Genomic DNA, 19802 nt, shown 5'->3' on the forward strand with positions numbered 1-19802 from the left:
AAGCGACATTCACCAACTTCCTGCGGACCTGACCGTTCCCAGAGTGCAGCTGTCGTTCAGCTCGTCGAGTCCCGTTAAAGGCGGACGCGAAGAAATCGTCCGCTCCGGCCGGTCACTTGCAAAAGGACCAAATGACGACACGTTCAAAACATCCGCGCCCTCCCGGCGGGCGATGCTTTAATGCGCCGTTCTATGTTGCTGCCAACGCCAACATGAACTTGCTGCCGACGCGCTACCTTGCGGGTCTCGCTTCACTGTATGTTCGGCATAGGCGGTCACCCTCGAATACGCCTTCAATGCACTTATACCGCCCCCATCATTGGCCACTTGCCAGTCAGCCGCGCGGACGTGCGCCCCAACCTGCAGGGCGATGGGGCGCGTGCGCCGGTGAGACCGAGCTTCTAACCTCCTCGGTTGCGGCTTACGAGTTCATCGACGCGCACCGTCGCATTGCTGCCCGCCTCGTCCAATTAGGCTTAAGCCTCGCGATGAAGGCGCCACGCTCCAATGTCGTTAAAAGCATGCACCTGCCGCCGTAGACGTGCCATCATAAGGAATACATAGCGAGAGAGGCTGCGGGAGGGCGCTTTCCTGCGTTCACCCCAGCGCGTCCAATACTCCCCGTTGATTCGACGCCCCGTATAGCCGTTCGGTTATCAGATATCGAGCTTGCTGACCTTCGTTCCTTCGAAGCTGAGATTGGCCATCAGGCCGGAATTTGTCAGCACGAACCCGACAATCGGCGCATTCGTCGTTGCGGTGTCGAGCGCACCGTTGGCGCCGGTCTTGGCCACCGCTACCGAGCCATCCACGCCCGCTGTCCAGCCCTTATCGCTCGTGCGGAATTTTTCAAGCGCGTCCTGGGTCATGAACATCATGATAACCGCCTTGGACTGGGCGCCAATCTGCAAGCCAAAGGAAGCGGTACTGGTCTTGTAGTAGCCAACGGACGTGCCTGCCTGACGGAGCGCACCTTCGCCGTACTCGCCGCCGACCACCAGGCCTGCGGCAAGCACCGACGGAAAGACCAGAATACCCTTGGCCTTGGCGGCTTGCGCCTGCGCGCCTGGCGTCGAACTGTAGAGCTTGTTGAGGGCGCCGTCGACGCCGGCATCGATTTCCTTGCGCTTGCTGGCTGCTTCGGTCGGCGTCGAGGTCGAGCCACAAGCGACCAGCGAGCTGGCGAGGGCAATAGCAGTGAGCGAAAAGAAGGTGCGACGATTCATGAGACTCTCCTCGATCGAACTGTGCAAGATTGAGATTTGAAGCGTCCGGAGTTGCTGCTCATAGAAAAACGAAGACGCGTCGGCTGACGCACTGGCTAGAGGCAGCTGCCAACAGCGCCGCCGGCGTCGCTGCCGCCTCCGGCACCCGGGCGAAAGCCCACCCACGTTTTGCTGTTGCCTGTCCAGGACGGCCGCACGAGCGCGGCTGCGCCATCCGGTGGCCGCTGGCCCGGAACATAGACGTCCATCGCCTGATTGTTCGCCACGATCACTTGCGATATCACTTGTTGCTGTGACTGATTCGCCCATCTCTGAGCGATGCATTGCGAGACCGCCGCGACCGACTGTTGACTTTCCCCGACCGATTGCGCGCTCTGAGGCATGGGTTGAGTTGCACAGCCTGACACGGCAATGGTTACGACGAGAAGCGGTAGCAATTTCATTTTTATCACCCTCCTGTTGAAATGCGATCGGTCGTAAAAAGCCGCGACCTCCTCCGTGGACACAGTGAAATCTTCTCTCGCTATTGCGTCATGTCGCCCTTGAAAGGGGATCGCCTTTCTCGGCTAAGGCAACAACAAGTTCACCCAAATGAACGCGCGATGCCTGATGATCGTCCATGGCATATATGGAACGATTCGAATTGAAGAACTAGCAGCATTCCGGGCTTGCTGATCAAAACCAGACGCTGAATCCGCGTTCGTAGCGCTCGCTTCGTTGTCTTACAGCACCGACCGCGCAAAGCAATTCCGTTCGCCGCCAGCGTCTACACGACTAAGCTCATAAGCTGACTCACCTGGCGGCGTTCTCGCTCTCTTCGTTTTAATCAAGTCGGCGCGGGCTTTGAGCGAAACCGGAAGAAGCCGGGCGCACTCGGGCGGAGCCGTCTGTTTTACCAATGCAGTAGACAGTCACCCGATATGTCGACCAACCCGAAAGCGTCGCTATCCTCATCAACGTCCTTGAACAATCCGACTGTGTTATTAGGTCAGACAGTCCCTCGGTGCACAGAGCTCGTGGCTTTTAGACGACTGCTGAATTCTTCCAGGTTGATGGTACGAAAACGGGGGCGGGCAGGCGCTCATCTTCTCATGCAATATAGGCGGTATGCGTTTGGTTTTCCACCAAAGGCGTGCGAATTGCGCCCTTGACCGAGTCCACCCGGAGGTCGGTGACTCGGTTCATACGAAGCGCTGCTCCTGGCGCTCGTTAACAGTGACGCGCCCCGGCCCGGACACTATAATCCATACGCCTCACGAAGAACCTTGGCAGCGCGAATATCAATTCACACTAGCCCGCTGAGAGCCCCCGACTCGCGGAAAAGAGGTGACGCGATGAACCGCATCGTGAATCGACTGCTGAGTGCAGTTGTTATCGCCTTGTTCCTGTGCAGTTGCGGCACTACACCGCCGAACGACAGCGCACTCGACTATAAGAGCCGCGCCATGACCCGCGCGGAAGGCGGTCTCAGGGTTTACGCTTCGGTGCTTTCGGCCGAAGACTGCGTTGCGGTCTATGGCGTGCCACTATCGCAAAAAGGGATTCAGCCCGTTTGGATCGAGGTGCAGAACGACGATCCGGTCAGCTATTTCCTGATGTCACCGGGCCTCGATCCAAACTTCTTCCCGGCCTCCGAAGCGGCCGAAGCATTTGCTGACAGCAAGGCACTCGTAACCAAGGACGAACTTGACCAGCGCTTTCGCCGTCTCGCCTTTCACAACCCGGTCCTGCCTGGGCGAACCGTATCCGGATTCGTGCTCACGAACCTCCGTGAAGGTGCGAAGCTCGTTCAGCTCGATCTCGTTGCGAGCGGTGGCGCAAAGACATTCTCGATCCTGATGGTCGTGCCCGGCTTCCATGCCGATTATCATGTCAGCGCCGTGTTTCGCCGCGAGATCTATCCGCCTGAAAGAATCGTCGATTACACGGACGATGACGCCTTCCGCTCGGCGCTCGAAGCACTACCCTGTTGCGCGACCAACGAGGACGGTTCGAAAAATGGCGATCCGCTCAATCTCGTCATCGTGGGTGGCCTCGATGATGCGTTTCCCGCACTCGTGCGGCGCGGCTGGACGCCGACCGAAGAGAAATGGTCGGGCGCAATCACGAAGACAGTAACGTCCGCGCTCTCCGGCGAGCGTTACATCAATGCGCCGGTCAGCGATCTGTATCTCTTCGGCCGAGCGCAGGATCTTGCGCTGCAAAAAGCACGCGACACGATTCACCAGCGCAATCACTTACGGCTCTGGCTAACCCCAATGCGCTACCGGGGGAAGCCTGTGTGGGTCGGACAGATCAGCCGGGACATCGGGGTGCGGCTTACGTGGCACTCGCCGACATTCACGACGCACAAGATCGACCCGGATGTCGACGAGGCGCGCACAGCGCTCACCGAGGACATGGCCTATTCGCAAAATCTGCAGAAGATCGGATTCGTCCGGGGCGTCGGTGGCGCCCCGCAAGGCACGACGCGTCAGAATCTTACGACGGATCCGTATTACACTGACGGCTATCGAGCGGTGCTCGTGTTCGACCGGCAGCCGACGTCGCTCTCCGAGATCGAATTCTTTCAGTGGGAAGCTGCCGCCCGGCTCAACGCCCTGCCCTCGGGAGCAAAGCGATGAGCGCGTCGGCGTGGCTGCGACAGGCGTTCAAGCGTGCCGCTGGCTGCGTTTTCCTCGCGTCGGCGCTCGCGGGCTGCGCGACATGGACGGCGGCAACCAGCATCGACGACGCGCCTCTGCGCGAGCGTGCCGTAAGCGCAACGAAGCAGGATGCGCATGTCAGCGTGGCCGTGCTGGGCGCCGACGACAGCAAGCGCATGTTCGGCGCCGATATCACCAAGGCCAATATCCAGCCGGTCTGGGTCGAAGTTGAGAACCGGACTTCGCAGAACTTGTGGTTGCTCCACTCCGGAACCGATCCGGATTACTTCTCGCCGCTCGAAGTAGCGTGGTCCATGCACGCGCTGTTCGGAAGTGCGACGAATGCAAGTATCGACGATCACCTGAACAAGCTGGGATTCAGAAATCCCATCCCCGCTGGCGAAACGCGTTCCGGGTTCCTGTTCACCAACCCGGACCGGCAAATCAAGTTGGTCAATATCGATCTGTTCGGCAGCAAAACGCTGATCCCTTTCTCCTTGTTCCTGCCGGTACCGAACGACGCCGGAGACGCGCGTTTTGCGCTGATACCGTTCCGGTACTCGGAGTCTGAAATCATCGATTATCACGATCTTGCTTCATTACGCACGGCGCTCGAACGAATGCCGTGTTGCGCCACCGATGCAAAAGGCACGACCGAAGCGGACCCGCTGAACGTGATTATCATTGGTACGCTGGGCGATATAGGCACTGCAATGGTTCGGCGCGGCTATCGTCGCGAATTGCGTGACACGGACCTTGCCCAAGCGCTGTTTGGACGCAGACCCGACGTCGTCCTGCGCAAGGAAGCGCAAGGGGGCGCGCCTTCCACTACGTTGCGCGCATGGCTCGCGCCAATCCGGTACAACGGCAGCTGGGTGTATCTGGCGCAATGTGGACGACCCATCGGCGGCCGCTTCGCGCATCACGATGCGGCAAGCCCCGCGTTGCATGGCGACGTCGACGAGGCGCGCAACTTTCTGATCCAGGACATGATGTATTCGGGTGGTCTGGAGCAGCTCGGCTTCGTGTACGGCGTAGGCGCGGCGCCGCCCGCAAACCCGCGAACAACGTTGAACGGCGCGTCGTATTACACCAATGGGCTGCGCGCCGTCATGTTCTTCGCCACCCGCCCGCTCAACTTCACCAACGTGCAGATTCTAGACTGGGTGCCTTACCTTGAGCAGCGCGAAACCGGTGCACGCGAGGAGCAGGGCGATGCCGGCGAATAGCTCCGTCATCAGGCCACGCAGAGGCGTTGCCCGTCTTATGGCCGCTCTTGCCTGCCTTGCGCTCGTGGCGTGCGCAACGAAGCCGCTCGTCCCCTACACGACGAATACGCCTCCGCTCGCGCTCGTTCCCGCATCTCAAGCGGGTGTGCTGGACAAGCGGTCACGCTTTCGCGAGACATTCTGCGCGGTGCTCGAAGCACACGGCAAGGCGCTTCCCGACTACCGTCCCTGTGAAGACGCACTGACACGCGTCGGTACCGAGCCCGCTGGCACTGGTGCGCCTGTGGATCTGGGTGAATCGAAGCGTCACCTCATCGCGGCAGTGGTTCCCGGCATCGGTTATGACTGTTTCAAGCCGTGGTTGAATTCGCAGAACGCCGTCGCGAAACATGTGCAGCAATTTGGATACGACGCCATCATGCTCAACGTCGACGGCCTGTCGAGTTCGAAGAACAACGCACGTCAGATCCGCGACGCCATTCTGGCGATGCAACTGTCCAGCGAGCCAGGTGTACTCGTGCTGGTCGGTTACTCAAAGGGCGCCGCCGACATCCTGGAGGCTGTCGTCGAGTATCCGGAGATCCGAAGCCGAGTGGCGGCCGTCGTGAGCGCGGCGGGCGCGGTTGGCGGATCGGCGCTCGCCAACGATGCAGAGCAGTATCAGGCCGACCTGTTGCGGTACTTTCCCAGCGCTACCTGTACCTCAGGCGACGGCGGCGCCGTAGAAAGCCTGCGTCCGGCGACACGCCAGGCCTGGATGGCGCAGCATCCCCTACCAAAAGAGCTACGCTATTTCTCGCTCGTCACGTTTCCCCAGCCGGAACGCATATCGTCGATACTCAAATCGAGCTACGACAAACTTTCGCAAATCGATGCGCGCAACGATAGCCAAGTTATCTTCTACGATCAAATCGTACCGGGAAGCGCGCTGCTCGCCTTTGTGAATGCCGACCATTGGGCGCTGGCCGTGCCCATTGCCCGAACGCACAGCACAATCGCCGCGCTGTTCGTCACGCAGAATGCCTATCCTCGTGAGGCGCTGACTGAAGCAATTCTGCGCTTCATCGAGGAAGATCTCGCGACCTCCGGAAAGTGACGCTGCGCACCTGCGCAAAGCCGGGTCGACCCGGCGGTCTCAAAGCATCATGCTCACCGGTTCTACTTTGTCGTGGCCGGTTCGACGGATACGGCCAATGCTTCGGTGTAGACAGCTTTGATCTGATCGCCCTTCTTTACGCGCTTGAGACGCTCGGGGTCTTCCACACGAAGATCGATCGTGTCGCCCTTGGGGCCCTTGAGCATCACCATCTGCGTCTTGGCATTCACCGCGACGACGTCTGCGATAACCGTCACTTCGCGACCGACCGATCCGCCCGGCTTGGCGCCCGGAACCGAGCGTTCCGCGGACTGGCTCTCGGTCCTCGATGCCTCGCTCTTCTTGTCGAGCAGGCTCAGGCTCAGCGATTCGTGATAGGCGACCTTCACGGTATCGCCCACAGCCAGTCGATCGAAATTGCGTACCTCGTCCGTGACCTCCAGCTCGATCACCTTGCCGGAACGCGTCTTGAGCGTGACGGTGCGCGTGGCGGCGTCGATGCCGACGATGGTAGCCGTCACCTTCGAGGTGCCCTGCACGGATGCTCCATTCTCGCTCTTTGTGACGTTCACGCTGGTCTCGGGCTCGGCGGTCCATGCGGTTCCGGATAGCACTAGACACGCTGCGACAAACAGGCTCATGCTCATGCGCTTCATTATTGTTGCTCCTCGGATGAATGAATGGGCAATCTCACTGGATCGTATAGCCACGGCCCTGCATGCAGGCCGCCTAAGCGCGGTAGTACGTGTCCATCGCACCCTGTGATTGCGCTTGCGTATTCGCCTGCTGCGCGCGACGGTTCTGTCGTGCGCGTGAACCGCCCACCATAGTGCCGGCTGTCGCGCCGACCGCCGCGCCCTTTCCCGCATCGCCCGCAATGGCCCCGACTACTGCGCCTCCCGCCGCACCGCGTGCGGCTCCCTGGACGCGTTCTCCGCCGCCCACCGCCGGACCGCTCTGCGGCGGGGGCGCTGCAGAAGCCGTCGCGGGGTCAATACCCGTGTTGCTCTTTGCCCAGCTGTAGCACGCACCGTCGTCCTTCTGTTGTTGCTGAGCGCTTTGGCCTTTCGCCGGATACGGTATCGGCTTGCTTTGCGCAATGGCATCCAGCGCGAGCAGCATCATCAGCGCGACACACAGCTGGTGAGTTTTCTTCGCATTCATGCCGACTCCTTTGACTCGTTTTAGAGCGTTCGACATGCGACATGTAGGGTCCATTGGGCTCGTCCTCGCGGCCAGGCGACGCATCGGGATCGCGTTCCGTCGGTGCTCGGGATTTCCCGCTATCCTTCTGATAAAGGCCGCTGTTGCTGCTCAGATGAACGTCGTCACTTCGCTCGTGCCGTATTGCGCCGTGTAGACGACCATCGCGAAGCCCGCGAGCAGCGACCGTTGATCACACAGCTGAAAGCACCGCCCGGTACGTTCTTGTCTTGCAGCTTCGGATGCGAAAGTGGTAGCCGTGGCATGCGTCGCGGGAAGTGCGATGCGTAACGAATGCGCGCTCGAGGCTATCGGCGCAGCGAGCGGGTATTGCGGCACGCCGTCGCCCATCCGTCGCGCGAAGTGTACTCACGTTTCGCATCGAAATAGGCGCTCAACACCTTGATCGCTTCGCGCTCCTTCGCGCCGACGCGGGGATCTAATACGTAAGACTCGACGTGCATCCGAATCTTCACGATCTCATCATTACTGCCACTGTGCGCCGCAGTGATCCGTTTGTTCATATCGCTCTGCGGCCGCGCCCATCGCGAATGAGATCACCGCAACTTCAATCGCTGGACTCACACGTTTCACGGCAGTCCCGGCATCTTGAGCTGACACGGACTTCCTCTTGTGCTTTTGTCTCGTCGGCAAAATAAAAGTGTCGAGCATCACTCCCGTAATTTAAGAACATATTCCGAGCAATACAAGCAATTTTTAGTGAACGGGATCGACACATTTTCCACGTTTTCGTGGCTCGCGATTCACCAATCAGCCCGTGTTCCAAATATGGAGGTCGCCCGCAACCAGTTCTCCCAAGCCGCTTATGAATTAATTCATTTAAACGTCACCTAATTCCCGCGGCGTCGCTGGTAAGGGAATATTTGTGACACACTTATCATGCGGACCATGAGGAGTCGCTGTGCCAGTCAATGCCGAGGACAATTCAGCGCATCAAACTCAAACGCAACCAGGTCATTGAATTCTTCGCTAGGCGCGAGCTTTCGTAGTTTGTGATAGAAGCGACCGGCAGCCGCACGCTGCAGGGCTGGACAACTGAAGAACCTCGACCACGACTTGAGGCTCATTGCCCCGCGCTCGGTGCGTCCCTTCGTTTTGGGTGACAAGACTGACGCCGCCGCGCGGGCGATCTGGACAGCTGATCAGCAGCCCGAAGCGCGGTTTGTTGCCGTTAAAACAGAAGCACAGTAGGCAATTCTCGCGCTATAGCGTGCAACTGATGAAGACCATCTGGCAAGGCGTGCAGCAAGTGATGGATTTCGTCGCGGGCCTCAAATAAGCCCGCGGACCGGGCGGCTGACTTATGTTTGATTAAAAAGTTTACCGGTCCGCGATCGGCGACGGAATTTTACGCACCGGCGAGAAACGCAGCCTATACTGAAAGTCGGCGCGAATTCAGAGCACTGATGCGCGTCGACCGCTCACGGACGACTTTCGTCTTTGCAACCGTGAATCGCGGCTTTCCGGGCCCGCTTCTGCGGGCCTTTTTGTGGGTACTGACTTCACACGAAGGTCCTCGGCGTCGTGCAGTTCCGATATTCATACCGATTGTGTGAACGGGGACCAGGAGTCAAAAGCGCCGATTTGGGTGGGTGTAGGTCGGCAGTGCGCCAATACGATCAATCCATGGAGAACACATCATGCTCAAACGTCTGATACTGACGCTCGCAATCCTTTTGATGTTGCCTACTTCCGCCGCTCTTGCAGACGAATATACGGCCACGCTCAACCTGTTCAAAAATGCGGGAGAAAGCAGCAATCTTCTGCACAGTGCCTATGGCTACGCTGTGTTTCCAAAGATTGGCAAGGCCGGGGTCGGCATAGGCGGTGCCCACGGCAAGGGCCGCGTCTATGCGAAAGGGAAATATATCGGCGATACATCCATGACCCAGCTCACTGTCGGCTTGCAACTAGGCGGCCAAGTGTACAGTGAACTCATCTTGTTCCAAGACGAACGATCCCTAAAAGAATTCACCAATGGCAACTTTGAATTCGGTGCAGATGCCAATGCGATCGCGATCACTGCGGCAGCTGGCGCACAGGCAGGCACGGCGGGCACGTCTGCTAATGTAAGCGGCGGCAAGAAAGATGCCAAAACCACAGGCGCCTATCGAAAAGGGATGGCTGTATTCACGGTGGCCAAGGGTGGGCTGATGTATGAGGCAAGCGTTGGCGGCCAGAAATTCTCCTACAAGCCTCGTTGATTTTCGCTTGATAAAACGTATGCGCCGGCAAGGCGCAAAATTATATGAACGGCGACGCTAGCCTGGAAGGTGCGCATGCGGTGGATCCTCACGTCAGAGTGCCGACATTGGAAGACCACGAGGTCTTCACTGGTAACCAGAGGATCCAAAGTGAACTATATGACAGTGGCTGTAATTATGGCCGAAACCATGCACAGGTCGATCAAGAGGTCGGCGTGTCTCGAGCATTTGCGCACCGTGTCTCTAATCGGGATGGAAGCTTGCGGGAGCCAGCGCCTGACCAGCGCGCTGTCCAAGATGGGGCACAGATTGATGCCCGCAAAGTTCATTAAGGCCTTCGACATCGGTAACAAGAACGATCCTGCAGATGCGCGGACGATCAGGATGGTGACAGATGCCGAGTAAGCCGTTACCGTCAAAACCGAGGGCTAGCGAGCGGTCCTTGCCATGCATCGTATGCGCCAACAGATGTGCATGCGGCTTGCCAAACCGCGAAGACTCTGGTCTCTGCTGCAAATAGATCGTAGGAGAGCAAACATGGGCTGGAATCGCTGGTACAGCTTAAAGAGCTACCTAAGATCCTCGCTGTGGGCTGTGCCGCTCATGGTGGTCGCGATCTATGCCGTGGTCAAACCTCTGACCGAAATGCTAGGAAGATGGATGATCAGGCAAGCGATCCGAAAACCGGCTTTCTTGAGCTTTCTATGACTGGAGCGCGGTCGTTGCTCGGACGACATCGTTTCCGCAGACCTGGGGTTTCTGGTGTTCACGCTTGGTTCGTTGCTCGTCGCAATCCAGGTCGCTGGCGGGCAGTACACTCCCCGGATAATCGCGATCACACTGCTGCGCGATAACGTGATCCATGCTGTTTGCCGATAGAACATTGGGCTGGATCGGTGAAAACGAGGTACACCAACTTCAAGTGTTCATTGCAGCGATATTCGGATTCGCTTCGGTCGCCGCGTTCCTCTTCCTGATTGACTACGCCGCGAAATCTCTGCGTCCTGTAAGCCTCGTCGCACGCGTTGGGAAGCACGGGATGGCGGTCATAGAAAGCGTTTATCCCGCTCCGACTAGCGGTGCAACTATCCCGCTGGAAAGTGATAAAGCGCCAGGCGTACCTAATCGCACTGTCCTTCACCGCGGCGAATCTGGCATCGTTCTGGCCGTGAACTTGGAAAGGCTGGTGGCCAAGGCGCGGCGCACTGACTCAGTTATCGAATTTGTACCGCAAGTCGGTGATTTCGTCGCTGTGGGCGAACCCATGTTTTATTTGTACGGGAATTCTGGCGCAATTCCTGTCGTTCGTGCAAATTCCGCCCGAGTGGCAGATCGGCCTGCAAGGGCTGATTCTCATCGTGGTCCTGTCGCTGAGACTCGTGTTCCGAAACAGGGGAGGCCGTCAATGAAACCCGCCAACAACACAACGTTTTTCGCCACCCTGCGCGATTTACCCTGGCTATGGTCCGTGGCGGGCGCGGTCATCGTCGGCATTGCCGCCATGATGTCCTTCGGCGCGTTCACGGCGGGCAACATGCTGTCGGCGGCGTCGGCATTCGTGGTCTTCACGGTGCTCGTCGGACTCGGGCAGATGCTCGTCGTGACGAGCGGTCCGGGCAACATCGACCTGTCGATACCGGCGACGATTGCGCTGTCTGGCGGCGTCGCGATGCGCGTGATGGCCGCGCACGATGGCGCACTCGCGGCGGGCATCGTGGCCGCGGTTGGCACGGGCATCGCAATAGGTCTCTTCAATTACGCGTTAATCCGCCTGCTGCGCATACCACCGATCATCGCAACGTTGTCATCGAGCTTTGTGTTGCAGTCCACCGCGATCAGTCTCGGACGCGGCAGCGCGGCGCCTCCGCCGATGCTCGAGAACTTCGCGCTCAGTCATGTCGCGGGCGTGTCGAGCCTGGCTTTCGTGGCGCTCGCGGCGACGGCGCTTGTGGCCATCGCCCTTTTCCGGCTCGTGCCGGGGCGCAGCCTTTCCGCCGTCGGACAGAACGCCCGCGCTGCGAATCTAGCCGGCGTGCGCGTCGAACGCGTGCGCTGTGCGACCTACGTAAGCTGCTCGGTGCTCGTCGCAATCGCCGCGTTGCTGCTAGCTTCGTTCTCGGGCGGTGCGACGCTAGACATGGGCGCGGACTACATGCTCCTGTCGGTCGCGGTGGTGGTGATCGGCGGAACGCAGGTCTCCGGTGGCCGCGCGAGTCCGACCGGCGTCTGGGGTGCGGCGTGCTTCCTTTTCCTGATCAATGCGCTGCTGAATGCAAGCGGCGCGGGCGCGGGCGTGCGGGCGGTCGTGTACGGCGGGCTGATCATCGTTGTAACAACGATCGCGGGCGGCTCGCCGGCTGCACGCCGATGAGTTGCATCGCCGATGGTATCGAGGCGGCGTGCAAACATAGTAGTATGGTGTCGGAGCATGCGATGTCGCGATGCCTCTTTCCACTGCATCAATGACGATGAAAGCATCCAATTCCGAAATCACTTCCCCGATGAGTGCCGGCGGCGACGCGCCGCTGAATCCGCCGCGGAGGCGATTGCGCCGTCGCCTTGGCGAGACGGCGCAGGGTTCGTCCAAGCTGCCGGACCTGCTCGCGCAAGTGTCGATGGATTCGCACGAACCGATCACGCGGCAAATTTTTCGCGCGCTTCGTCAGGCGATCTTCATGGGCGAAATGGCACCGGGCACGCCGCTTTCGGAAAAAGAAGTGTCCGACATGTTTCATGTGTCGCGCCAGCCGGTGCGCGAGGCGTTCATCAAGCTTGTCGAAGCGGGCGTGCTTCAGGTGCTGCCGCAGCGCGGAACGTTCGTGAAGCGTATTTCGCCGCGCCGCGTGCGTGAGGGTCGCTTCATTCGCGAGGCGATCGAAACGGCTGTCGCCCGCAAGGCGGCGCAGCACATCACAGACGAACAATTGAAGCAACTGGCCGACAATCTGCGCGACCAGCGCATTGCGGCCAAGGCAAACGATACGGCTGCTTTTTTGGCGCTGGACGAAAAGTTTCATTTCACAATCGCACAGACGATCGACTGCGGAGCCGCGTGGGAGGCGATACAGGACATCAAGGCGCAAATGGATCGCGTGCGCTATCTCAGCTTGCCAGACGATTCTCCACTCGATCACCTGATCAAGCAGCACGCGAAGATACTGGGCGCGTTGCGGGCGCATGATCCGGATGCAGCCGAGGCGGCCATGCGCGGGCATCTGCGCGAAATCCTTGTGACGCTCGGGCCGATCGTTGCACGTAATCCTGCCTGGTTCGAGGTTGATGAGCGTGAGACGGTGCCACTCTCCGAGTAGAGCAATGCACGGGGCGTCTGCGGATTATGGTGTTTATGCTTTCCCGAACTCTCATGCACCGCTTATCCGACGCTCACCTTCCGCACCTTCTTGACCTCGAATTAACGATCCTTGAGAAGAACAAGCCCTCAAGGAACGAACGGTCGCTCTGATTTCGCGACGATTTTCACTCCGATGACGGCCGAACGACACGTTGATTCGATCGTCGATTTCTGCATAAAGCTCCAGACATTCCCGGCGCGTGGTGTCGCACGTGACATGTCCGGACTTCGAGTCGCTCATCCCACAAGCGGACCATCATCGCCTGTACGTTGGAGACGGAGGTTGTCTCGATCGTTGGTGTATTCTACGGCGGCCAAGTTTACGAAGCGGCGCTGACCCCTGATTTAGACCAGTAAAGCATGCTGATGGGCGGCGAACGACAGTCGTAAAGCGAACGAAACGAGTGACAACTTGACAAAATAGTATTGCCGCATTTTCGTTAGGATACCTATTAGAATGGTGGTCATCAATTTTAGCTTCGCGTGCGCGGTCGGACGCGAAAGCAGCGCGGGATGCGAGAAGTCGCATGCTGTCTGATGCCTTCGGCCTAGGGTGCTCCAAAGTCCCCAGTTGACCAATTTATAGTCTCAACGGTGACCTCTTTCATGAGTTCTACGTCATCGGAGCAAAGCAGGTTCGTCGTCGTCGGGCGAGCCTAACGTCTAAAGACGCACGCAAAGGCCGCCAGGCCTATCTTGTTATCCAGAAGTACGGTCGACCGCTCCTGGTGCGAGGCAGGAATTGTGGGAAGTTTGCCCACGGGTTATGAGAGGCGAGGCTCCTGAGCCGCGAACTTCATCATTTGCTGCCGCAATTCTGTTGGCACCGCGATCGCAGCTCGATGCTCAAGCGAAAACACCACTACCGTCTGCTCGATCTTCGCGCGCAGTTCATTTTCAACGGTCGCCGTCAAACTTAGCTTGATGGAACTCCTGCCGATCTCGCGCACCCCCAAAGCGAACCGGAGCGTCTCACCATGTTTGCTCGGTGCCACGAAATCCGCCTGAATGTTCACTGTCGGAATGCCAAGTTTCCGAGTGCCGATGAAGCGCGCGTAGTCGACACGCAGTCCATGGTTGAACCAGTCCTCCAGTACCTCATGGAAGAGGACGAAGTACTGCGGATAGAACACGATGCCTGCAGGGTCGCAGTGCTGGAACCGCACGAGCTTGTCGCAATAAAAGGCCGTGTCTGTCGTCATTTCGGCGTCTCGGTCGAGAGTGCAGTAGGCGGCATCATCACATGAGCAAAAAATCGGATCTCGCTTTCGCGATGCGAATGGCCTCATCGAAGGACGCGGCCGTCGCCACATGCCGATGGTCGACGCTGACGAGCCATCCTCCGTCCGAGAGACACCAGCGAATCTTGCCACCGTCCATCAGGGCCGAAAACCATCGCCATAAGGACGCGTCCTCCGCGTTGGCGCCAGCCGCCGCCAGCGCGCGGGTTTCGCGAAGTTGCCGAACATCGATCATTGACGTGGCTTTCTTCCTTGCGGTCGCGCTAGTGGCTGGCATGAGACAGCACCTCGTCGATGACAAGCTGGTTGCCCAGCGAATTCTCGAGCGCAAATACAATCGATTTGTCCGGCCCAAGCACCGCCGCACTGAAGTTTTCCACCATCGACTGATACTGATCGGCGTTTCCGAACTCGACCGTTTCGACTTTTCCGGTGTGATCTGAACGAATGTGAACTCTTGCGTCGGCATACACGCCGGGGTTGAACGGCGCATCCAGCAAGAGCCAGCCTTTCGAACCATGGAAGATCATCTGCTGATGGCGGGCGAGTTGAGTGCCGCAGTAAAAGTGAAGATCGAAGCCCGGAAATGTCAGTTCGCAGACTGCCAGCTTGTCCGTGCCGAAGCGCGGATCGATGGTGATGTCGGCGTGGATCGCGACAGGCTCCAGACCGGTCGCGATGCGCGTCGTGACCACCGGATAGACGCCGATGTCACGCACACCTCCGCCGCCCAGCGCCAGATCGTTCTTGAGCGCGTGCGGATCGTCGTTGAAATAAGTGAAGGACCCTTCCACGCGCTGCCATTCGCCGAGTGTCCCGTCTGCGATGCGCGCTCTCACAAATGCCCACTGCGGATGGTGCGCAACCATGAAGGCCTCGCCGCAGATCAGACCGGTCGCGTCCCGCAGCTCGATCAACTCACGAACCTGTGAGGCAGTCATCGCGATCGGCTTTTCGCACAGCACGTGCTTGCCGGCAAGAAGCGCCTTCCGGCACCACTCGAAGTGACTGGCCGTCGGCAAAGGAATGTACACGGCATCGACCTCATCACTTGCGACGACTTCTTCGTAACTTGCATGGGTTGCCGCGATGTCATGCCGTGCGGCGAACGCGGCTGCGCGCTCACGGTCCCGGGCGGCGACGCACGTCACACGGCCATTCGCCGAACGCTGGATGGCGGGCACCACGAAATGGTCGGCGATTCTCGCGGCGCCAAGCACGCCCCAGCGGATCTTGTCACGCATCGTGTTTTCCTTGAAGTTCAACACACCGTCTGCAGGCGATCTGCGCACATGCGCAGCACTTCACCCGGATCGCGGCGCCACCAGTTCTCTTTTGAAAATATTTCGACTTCGACCAGACCGTCATAACCCGCTTGCTCGACGCTCCGTCGGATGTCCGGGAGATCGACAACACCATCGCCCATCATGCCGCGATCCAGCAGCAGATCGCGGGTGTCGCGCAGCCAGTCGCACACATGAAAAGCGAGCAGGCGGTCGTCCTGTCCCGCTCGCGCGATTGATGCGCGCAGCGCCGGGTCCCACCAGCAGTGATAGACATCGACCGCGACCCCGAGATGACCTTCGTGACCGGGATCGAGTTCGGCGCAGATGTCGAGCGCCTGCGCAAGCGTGTTGAGCACGGCGCGGTCCGCCGCGTACATCGGATGGAGCGGTTCGAGCGCGAGCGGCACGCCACAACCGCGCGCGGTCTCGAGCAGTTCGCCGATTCCGTCGATGACCTGAGCGCGTGCGCCATCGAGATCGCGGCTGCCTTCGGGCAGGCCACCGACCACCATGACGAAAGCGCGTGCCTTAAGGATTGCGGCATCGCGCAGGGCGGCCTTGTTCGCTTCGATGTTCGCCGCGAACTGCGCCTGGCTGGTCGCCGGCAGATAGGTCGACCGGCAATAACCCGTCACGCTCAGGCCGAGCGCCCGGATCTGTCTTGCCACGTCGGTGACGTTCGCGTTTTCCACCTCGTGACGCCACGGCGCGATACCGCCGAATCCTGCCGCCGCAATGCGGTCAATCGTGATGCTCAGCGGTTCGCGATGGCCGAGCGTCGCGGTGTTGACGGAGCACAGATCGAGTCTTCCCTGCAGGTTTCTCATGGTTGTCCAGTGTGATGTCGAAGACGAGCAGCCCATGAGCGCCGCCTTCGAGTGCCTCGATGAGCCGCTCGCCGATGGCGCGATGGGTCGGATGCGCGAGATACGCGAAGCATGCGGCACGGCTCGCGAAGTCCATCATGAAGCCATCGGCGAAGTCCATGCCGAAGCCTTCGGGAGAGACGTTGGCGCCGCACTGGAAGTTCGTGAACGCAATGCCGGGAATTTCCGCGAGCCGTCCGATCTGCTCGAAGAAAACCAGCCGGCTCGCAGCCGCGACGTCGCTACGAAAGCGACACAGCACGATATGCCGCACGGGTGCGTTCGAATGAGACATGATCATTCGCCGCAGCCGAGCGCCGCCATGACCTTGCGCACGCGGCCGATGGCATCGTCGGGATCGCGCAGCAGACCTGCCTGATCGGCAAGACGAAAGATATCCGCGAGATAGGCGGGCGGGCGCATGCCGTGGTGGCCGCCGAGCATGAAAAAGTGGTCCTGAAAGCCGTTCAGATAGGCGAGAAACACCACACCGGTCTTGTAGTACTGCGTCGGCGCGCGGAAGATGTGGCGCGACAGCGGCACCGTGGGCGCAAGCAGCATATGGAACGTGTCGAGGTCGTCGTTGGCGAGCGCATCGAGCGCTTGCGATGCAGCCGGCGCGATTGCATCGAAGATGCCCAGCAACGCATGCGAATAGCCGGCGTCATCGCCCGCGATCAGACTCGGGTAGTTAAAGTCGTCGCCGGTGTACATCTTGACCGTCTTCGGTAGTTGCTGGCGGAAGGAGATTTCCTTGGCGTCGTCGAGCAGGGAAATCTTGATGCCATCGACACGATCCACGCTCGCGCCGATCACGTCGAGGCAGACCTGCGCTGCGCTTTCATACTCCGACACGCCCCAGTAGCCTGCAAGTTCAGGATCGAACATCTCGCCGAGCCAGTGCAGGATCACCGGCTGATCGCACATCGCCAGCACTTCGCGATAGACGCGGCGGTAGTCGTCCGGCGAATGTGCGACACGAGCGAGTGCGCGGCTTGCCATCAGAATGACGCGTCCGCCCACGCGTTGCACGGCGTCCAGTTGCTCGGCGTAGGCGCGGATCACCTGGTCGCAGTTCGTGATTGCGCTGAGCGCGACGTGATCCGTCCCGCAGCCCGATGCGATCAACGCACCGGGGAGATCGCGCGTGCCTTCGACCGTGCGCGTGATCAATTCGAGTGCACTGTGCCACGGCAGACCCATGCCGCGTTGCGCGGTGTCCATCGCTTCAGCGATACCGAGACCCTTCTTGATCAGGTAGCGGCGGTATTCGAGCGTGCGTTCCCAGTCGATGGCGGGAGACGTGTTCAGTTCGCCGGCGCGAAGCGGGTCTGCGACGACGTGAGCAGCCGAGTACGCGATGCGGTTGAATGGCCGCGCCGGCACGCGAACGGCGAGCGGCGTGCCTTGCAGGCGATAGCTGTCCATCGTGCCGAGGGCTGTCGGCAGCTTGATTGTCGGGTTCATATGCGTGGTCAGTATTTGGTTACGAGGAGGCCACCGTCGACTCGGATGGCCTGTCCTACGCTGTAGGGCAAGCCGCCGGTTGCGAGCGTGCGCACGGCGGTCGCGACTTCCTGCGGCGTGCCCCAGCGTTTGATGGCCGTGAGACCCTGTTCCATCTGGACGTCGTAGCGCGCACGGGACGGCGCGGTCATCTCGGTTTCGATCAGGCCGGGCTGCACTTCATAGACGCCGACGCCGTTTTCGGCGAGGCGCAGCGCAAACAGCGTGTTCGCCATCGAGAGCCCTGCCTTCGACACGCAGTACTCGCCGCGCAAAGGCGAAGCGGCGACCGCGTTCGATGACGTAATCGTGATGACGCTTGGGTGAGGCGCGATGCTGGCTTGCGTGCGGCCGAGAAAGTGTTTGGCGAACGTCTGGGTCAGAAAGAACGTGCCGCGCGTGTTCACGGCGATGCAGCGATCGAAGCTCTCGGGCGTCACGTCGAGCAGATCGCCGCGCGACATCACCGATACGCCCGCGTTGTTCACGAGGCAATCGATCGGGCCACCGAGCCGCGCTTCGATATCGAGCAGCGTGGCCCGATGCGAGCCAATATCGGAGAGATCGGACACGACTGCGATTGCATGGGCACCGGTCTGTTCGACTTCGGCGACCGCCTGATCGAGCTCGTCGGATGCCACCGCGTCGGTCAATGCGACGTCGAAGCCAGCGCGGCCGAGTTCGACCGCAATCGCCCGCCCGATCCCGCGACGGCTGCCTGTGACAAGTGCAACAGGACGGCCGCTCACAACTGCGCTCCATTGGCGATCAAATCACGCGCGATGATCGTGCGCTGGATTTGGTTCGTGCCTTCATAGATCTGTGTGATCTTCGCATCGCGATAGAGCCGTTCGACTTCGTAGCCGCGGATGTAGCCACTGCCACCGAAAATCTGTACCGCGTTCGCGCTGTGCTTGACCGCCGTGTCGCCGGCGAAGCACTTCGCCATCGAGCAAGCGATGCTCGCGCGGTCACCGGCTTCGAGTCGCTCAGCCGCGTCGTGCACGAGCAGGCGCGCGGCCTGAATGTCCTTGGCCATGTCGGCGAGCATCCATTGGACCCCTTGAAAATCGGCGATGTGACTGCCGAACTGCTTGCGGGTCTGCGCATACTCGAGCGCGGCTTCGAGACCCGCCTGCGCGATCCCGACGGCCAGCGCGGCGATGCCTACGCGTCCCTTGTCGAGCGCGCTCATCATGATGTGGAAGCCACGGCCTTCTTGGCCGAGCAAGGCGTCATGCGGGAGCTTCACGCGATCGAAATGCAGCTCGCCAACCTGCGATGCGCGCTGGCCCATCTTGTGTTCCTTCGGACCCTTCGACACACCCGCCGAATGGCAGTCGACGATGAAGATGCTCATGCCGCGCTTGCCGGCTGTCGGGTCGGTGCGTGCGAGCACGAAGGCGAGATCCGCGACCGGCGCGTTGTGAATCCAGAGCTTTGCGCCGCTGAGTTCCCATCCTTCGGCGGTGCGCGTTGCGGTGGTGCGAATGCCGGACACATCGGTACCCGCATCCGATTCGGTGATGCAGTATGCCGGCCGCAACTCGGCGCGCAGCAGCGATTCCATGTATTTCGCGCGCTGCGCGTCGGAGCCGTGCACGCTGAGCAACGTACCGACCAGTTCGAGCAATCCGCACTGGTCCGCCACCGACGCATAGCCGCGCGACAACTCCTCCATCACGAGCGCATAAGCAGTGACATCGAGACCGGCGCCACCGAATGCCTCGGGCACCGTGATGCCGAACAGGCCGAGCTCGCCCATCTGCTTGTAAATCTCCGCTGGAAAGCGCTCTTCGCGGTCCAGTTCTTCTGCCAAGGGGCGAATCACTTCCTGCGCGAAGCGCCGCGTCGTGTCGCGGATCTGCTCGTGGGTTTCCGAGAGTCTCATGCTGTCTCCGTATGTAATCGTCATACCTGATTTTTG

At 60.0% G+C, this 19802-nt stretch carries 20 protein-coding genes and 2 pseudogenes; 10 read left to right on the forward strand and 12 right to left on the reverse strand.

Annotated features, from left to right (window positions below; translation table 11 throughout):
* On the forward strand, window positions 1-181 hold a 181-nt coding region (locus PQR08_RS28920), incomplete at its 5' end, for a hypothetical protein (protein WP_408163109.1).
* Window positions 182-656: 475 nt separating this feature from the next.
* Here the strand turns inward: PQR08_RS28920 and PQR08_RS28925 are convergent.
* Window positions 657-1226, reverse strand: coding sequence for a BPSL1445 family SYLF domain-containing lipoprotein (locus PQR08_RS28925; RefSeq protein ID WP_408163111.1), 570 nt, complete (start codon window positions 1224-1226; stop codon window positions 657-659).
* Between the two features lie 95 nt (window positions 1227-1321).
* Window positions 1322-1669 (reverse strand): hypothetical protein, encoded by a 348-nt coding sequence (locus PQR08_RS28930; RefSeq protein ID WP_408163113.1) that lies wholly within the window; start codon window positions 1667-1669, stop codon window positions 1322-1324.
* An 891-nt stretch (window positions 1670-2560) separates the two neighbouring features.
* Between PQR08_RS28930 and PQR08_RS28935 the strand changes: the two genes are divergently transcribed.
* Genes PQR08_RS28935 through PQR08_RS28945 form a run of 3 tightly spaced genes read left to right on the forward strand, consistent with a single transcriptional unit; the run spans window position 2561 to window position 6196 of the window.
* Window positions 2561-3850 carry an LssY C-terminal domain-containing protein gene (locus tag PQR08_RS28935; RefSeq protein WP_408163115.1) on the forward strand — a complete coding sequence of 430 codons (1290 nt, stop codon included), beginning with the start codon at window positions 2561-2563 and terminating at the stop codon, window positions 3848-3850.
* Window positions 3847-5100, forward strand: a complete 1254-nt coding sequence (locus tag PQR08_RS28940) for an LssY C-terminal domain-containing protein (RefSeq protein WP_408163117.1) — start codon at window positions 3847-3849, stop codon at window positions 5098-5100. Before PQR08_RS28935 ends, PQR08_RS28940 begins: the two co-directional genes overlap by 4 nt.
* 37 nt (window positions 5101-5137) lie before the next feature.
* Window positions 5138-6196 (forward strand): hypothetical protein, encoded by a 1059-nt coding sequence (locus PQR08_RS28945; protein WP_232470894.1) that lies wholly within the window; start codon window positions 5138-5140, stop codon window positions 6194-6196.
* Window positions 6197-6258: 62 nt separating this feature from the next.
* Here the strand turns inward: PQR08_RS28945 and PQR08_RS28950 are convergent, their stop codons facing one another.
* The 3 genes from PQR08_RS28950 to PQR08_RS28960 all read right to left on the reverse strand — a co-directional run bounded on the left by PQR08_RS28950 (window position 6259) and on the right by PQR08_RS28960 (window position 7923).
* Complete coding sequence (locus PQR08_RS28950; RefSeq protein WP_408163119.1) at window positions 6259-6768, reverse strand: hypothetical protein; 510 nt, start codon at window positions 6766-6768, stop codon at window positions 6259-6261.
* Window positions 6769-6925: 157 nt separating this feature from the next.
* Entirely contained in the window at window positions 6926-7321 is a 396-nt protein-coding gene (locus PQR08_RS28955) for a glycine zipper family protein (RefSeq protein WP_408163212.1), read from the reverse strand.
* A gap of 386 nt (window positions 7322-7707) precedes the next feature.
* Window positions 7708-7923, reverse strand: a complete 216-nt coding sequence (locus PQR08_RS28960) for a DUF2950 family protein (protein ID WP_408163121.1) — start codon at window positions 7921-7923, stop codon at window positions 7708-7710.
* A 420-nt stretch (window positions 7924-8343) separates the two neighbouring features.
* Here PQR08_RS28960 and PQR08_RS38835 point away from each other — a divergent pair.
* The 6 genes and pseudogenes from PQR08_RS38835 to PQR08_RS28985 all read left to right on the forward strand — a co-directional run.
* Window positions 8344-8608 (forward strand): annotated as a pseudogene (locus tag PQR08_RS38835) (IS110 family transposase); the annotation flags it as partial.
* 452 nt (window positions 8609-9060) lie between these two features.
* Entirely contained in the window at window positions 9061-9624 is a 564-nt protein-coding gene (locus PQR08_RS28965; protein WP_408163123.1) for a lipid-binding SYLF domain-containing protein, read from the forward strand.
* 150 nt (window positions 9625-9774) lie between these two features.
* The gene (locus PQR08_RS28970; RefSeq protein WP_408163125.1) at window positions 9775-10029 is read left to right on the forward strand and encodes a hypothetical protein; all 255 of its coding nucleotides are present in this window, start codon (window positions 9775-9777) and stop codon (window positions 10027-10029) included.
* Window positions 10030-10486: 457 nt separating this feature from the next.
* Window positions 10487-10852 (forward strand): annotated as a pseudogene (locus PQR08_RS28975) (DUF2254 family protein); the annotation flags it as partial.
* Window positions 10853-11029: 177 nt separating this feature from the next.
* Entirely contained in the window at window positions 11030-11995 is a 966-nt protein-coding gene (locus PQR08_RS28980; protein ID WP_408163214.1) for an ABC transporter permease, read from the forward strand.
* A gap of 97 nt (window positions 11996-12092) precedes the next feature.
* Window positions 12093-12935, forward strand: coding sequence for a GntR family transcriptional regulator (locus tag PQR08_RS28985; RefSeq protein WP_408163127.1), 843 nt, complete (start codon window positions 12093-12095; stop codon window positions 12933-12935).
* Window positions 12936-13740: 805 nt separating this feature from the next.
* Here PQR08_RS28985 and PQR08_RS28990 read toward each other — a convergent pair.
* The 7 genes from PQR08_RS28990 to PQR08_RS29020 form a co-directional block, all read right to left on the reverse strand.
* Window positions 13741-14178 carry an acyl-CoA thioesterase gene (locus PQR08_RS28990; RefSeq protein WP_408163129.1) on the reverse strand — a complete coding sequence of 146 codons (438 nt, stop codon included), beginning with the start codon at window positions 14176-14178 and terminating at the stop codon, window positions 13741-13743.
* Window positions 14179-14480: 302 nt separating this feature from the next.
* The gene (locus tag PQR08_RS28995) at window positions 14481-15461 is read right to left on the reverse strand and encodes a Gfo/Idh/MocA family protein (RefSeq protein ID WP_408163131.1); all 981 of its coding nucleotides are present in this window, start codon (window positions 15459-15461) and stop codon (window positions 14481-14483) included.
* Window positions 15462-15478: 17 nt separating this feature from the next.
* Window positions 15479-16330 (reverse strand): sugar phosphate isomerase/epimerase family protein, encoded by an 852-nt coding sequence (locus PQR08_RS29000; RefSeq protein WP_408163132.1) that lies wholly within the window; start codon window positions 16328-16330, stop codon window positions 15479-15481.
* Window positions 16245-16664, reverse strand: coding sequence for a Dabb family protein (locus tag PQR08_RS29005; RefSeq protein WP_187609179.1), 420 nt, complete (start codon window positions 16662-16664; stop codon window positions 16245-16247). The genes PQR08_RS29000 and PQR08_RS29005 overlap by 86 nt, the downstream gene beginning before the upstream one ends.
* Window positions 16665-16666: 2 nt before the next feature.
* Window positions 16667-17836 carry a dihydrodipicolinate synthase family protein gene (locus tag PQR08_RS29010; RefSeq protein WP_408163134.1) on the reverse strand — a complete coding sequence of 390 codons (1170 nt, stop codon included), beginning with the start codon at window positions 17834-17836 and terminating at the stop codon, window positions 16667-16669.
* Between the two features lie 8 nt (window positions 17837-17844).
* Window positions 17845-18624: a 3-ketoacyl-ACP reductase gene (locus PQR08_RS29015; RefSeq protein WP_408163136.1), complete on the reverse strand. Its 780-nt coding sequence runs from the start codon at window positions 18622-18624 to the stop codon at window positions 17845-17847.
* A complete protein-coding gene (locus PQR08_RS29020; RefSeq protein WP_408163138.1) occupies window positions 18621-19766 on the reverse strand; it encodes an acyl-CoA dehydrogenase family protein in 1146 nt (381 codons plus the stop codon). The genes PQR08_RS29015 and PQR08_RS29020 overlap by 4 nt, the downstream gene beginning before the upstream one ends.
* Window positions 19767-19802 lie beyond the last annotated feature (36 nt).

This window comes from Caballeronia jiangsuensis, from assembly GCF_046030135.1.
Lineage (GTDB): Bacteria > Pseudomonadota > Gammaproteobacteria > Burkholderiales > Burkholderiaceae > Caballeronia > Caballeronia jiangsuensis.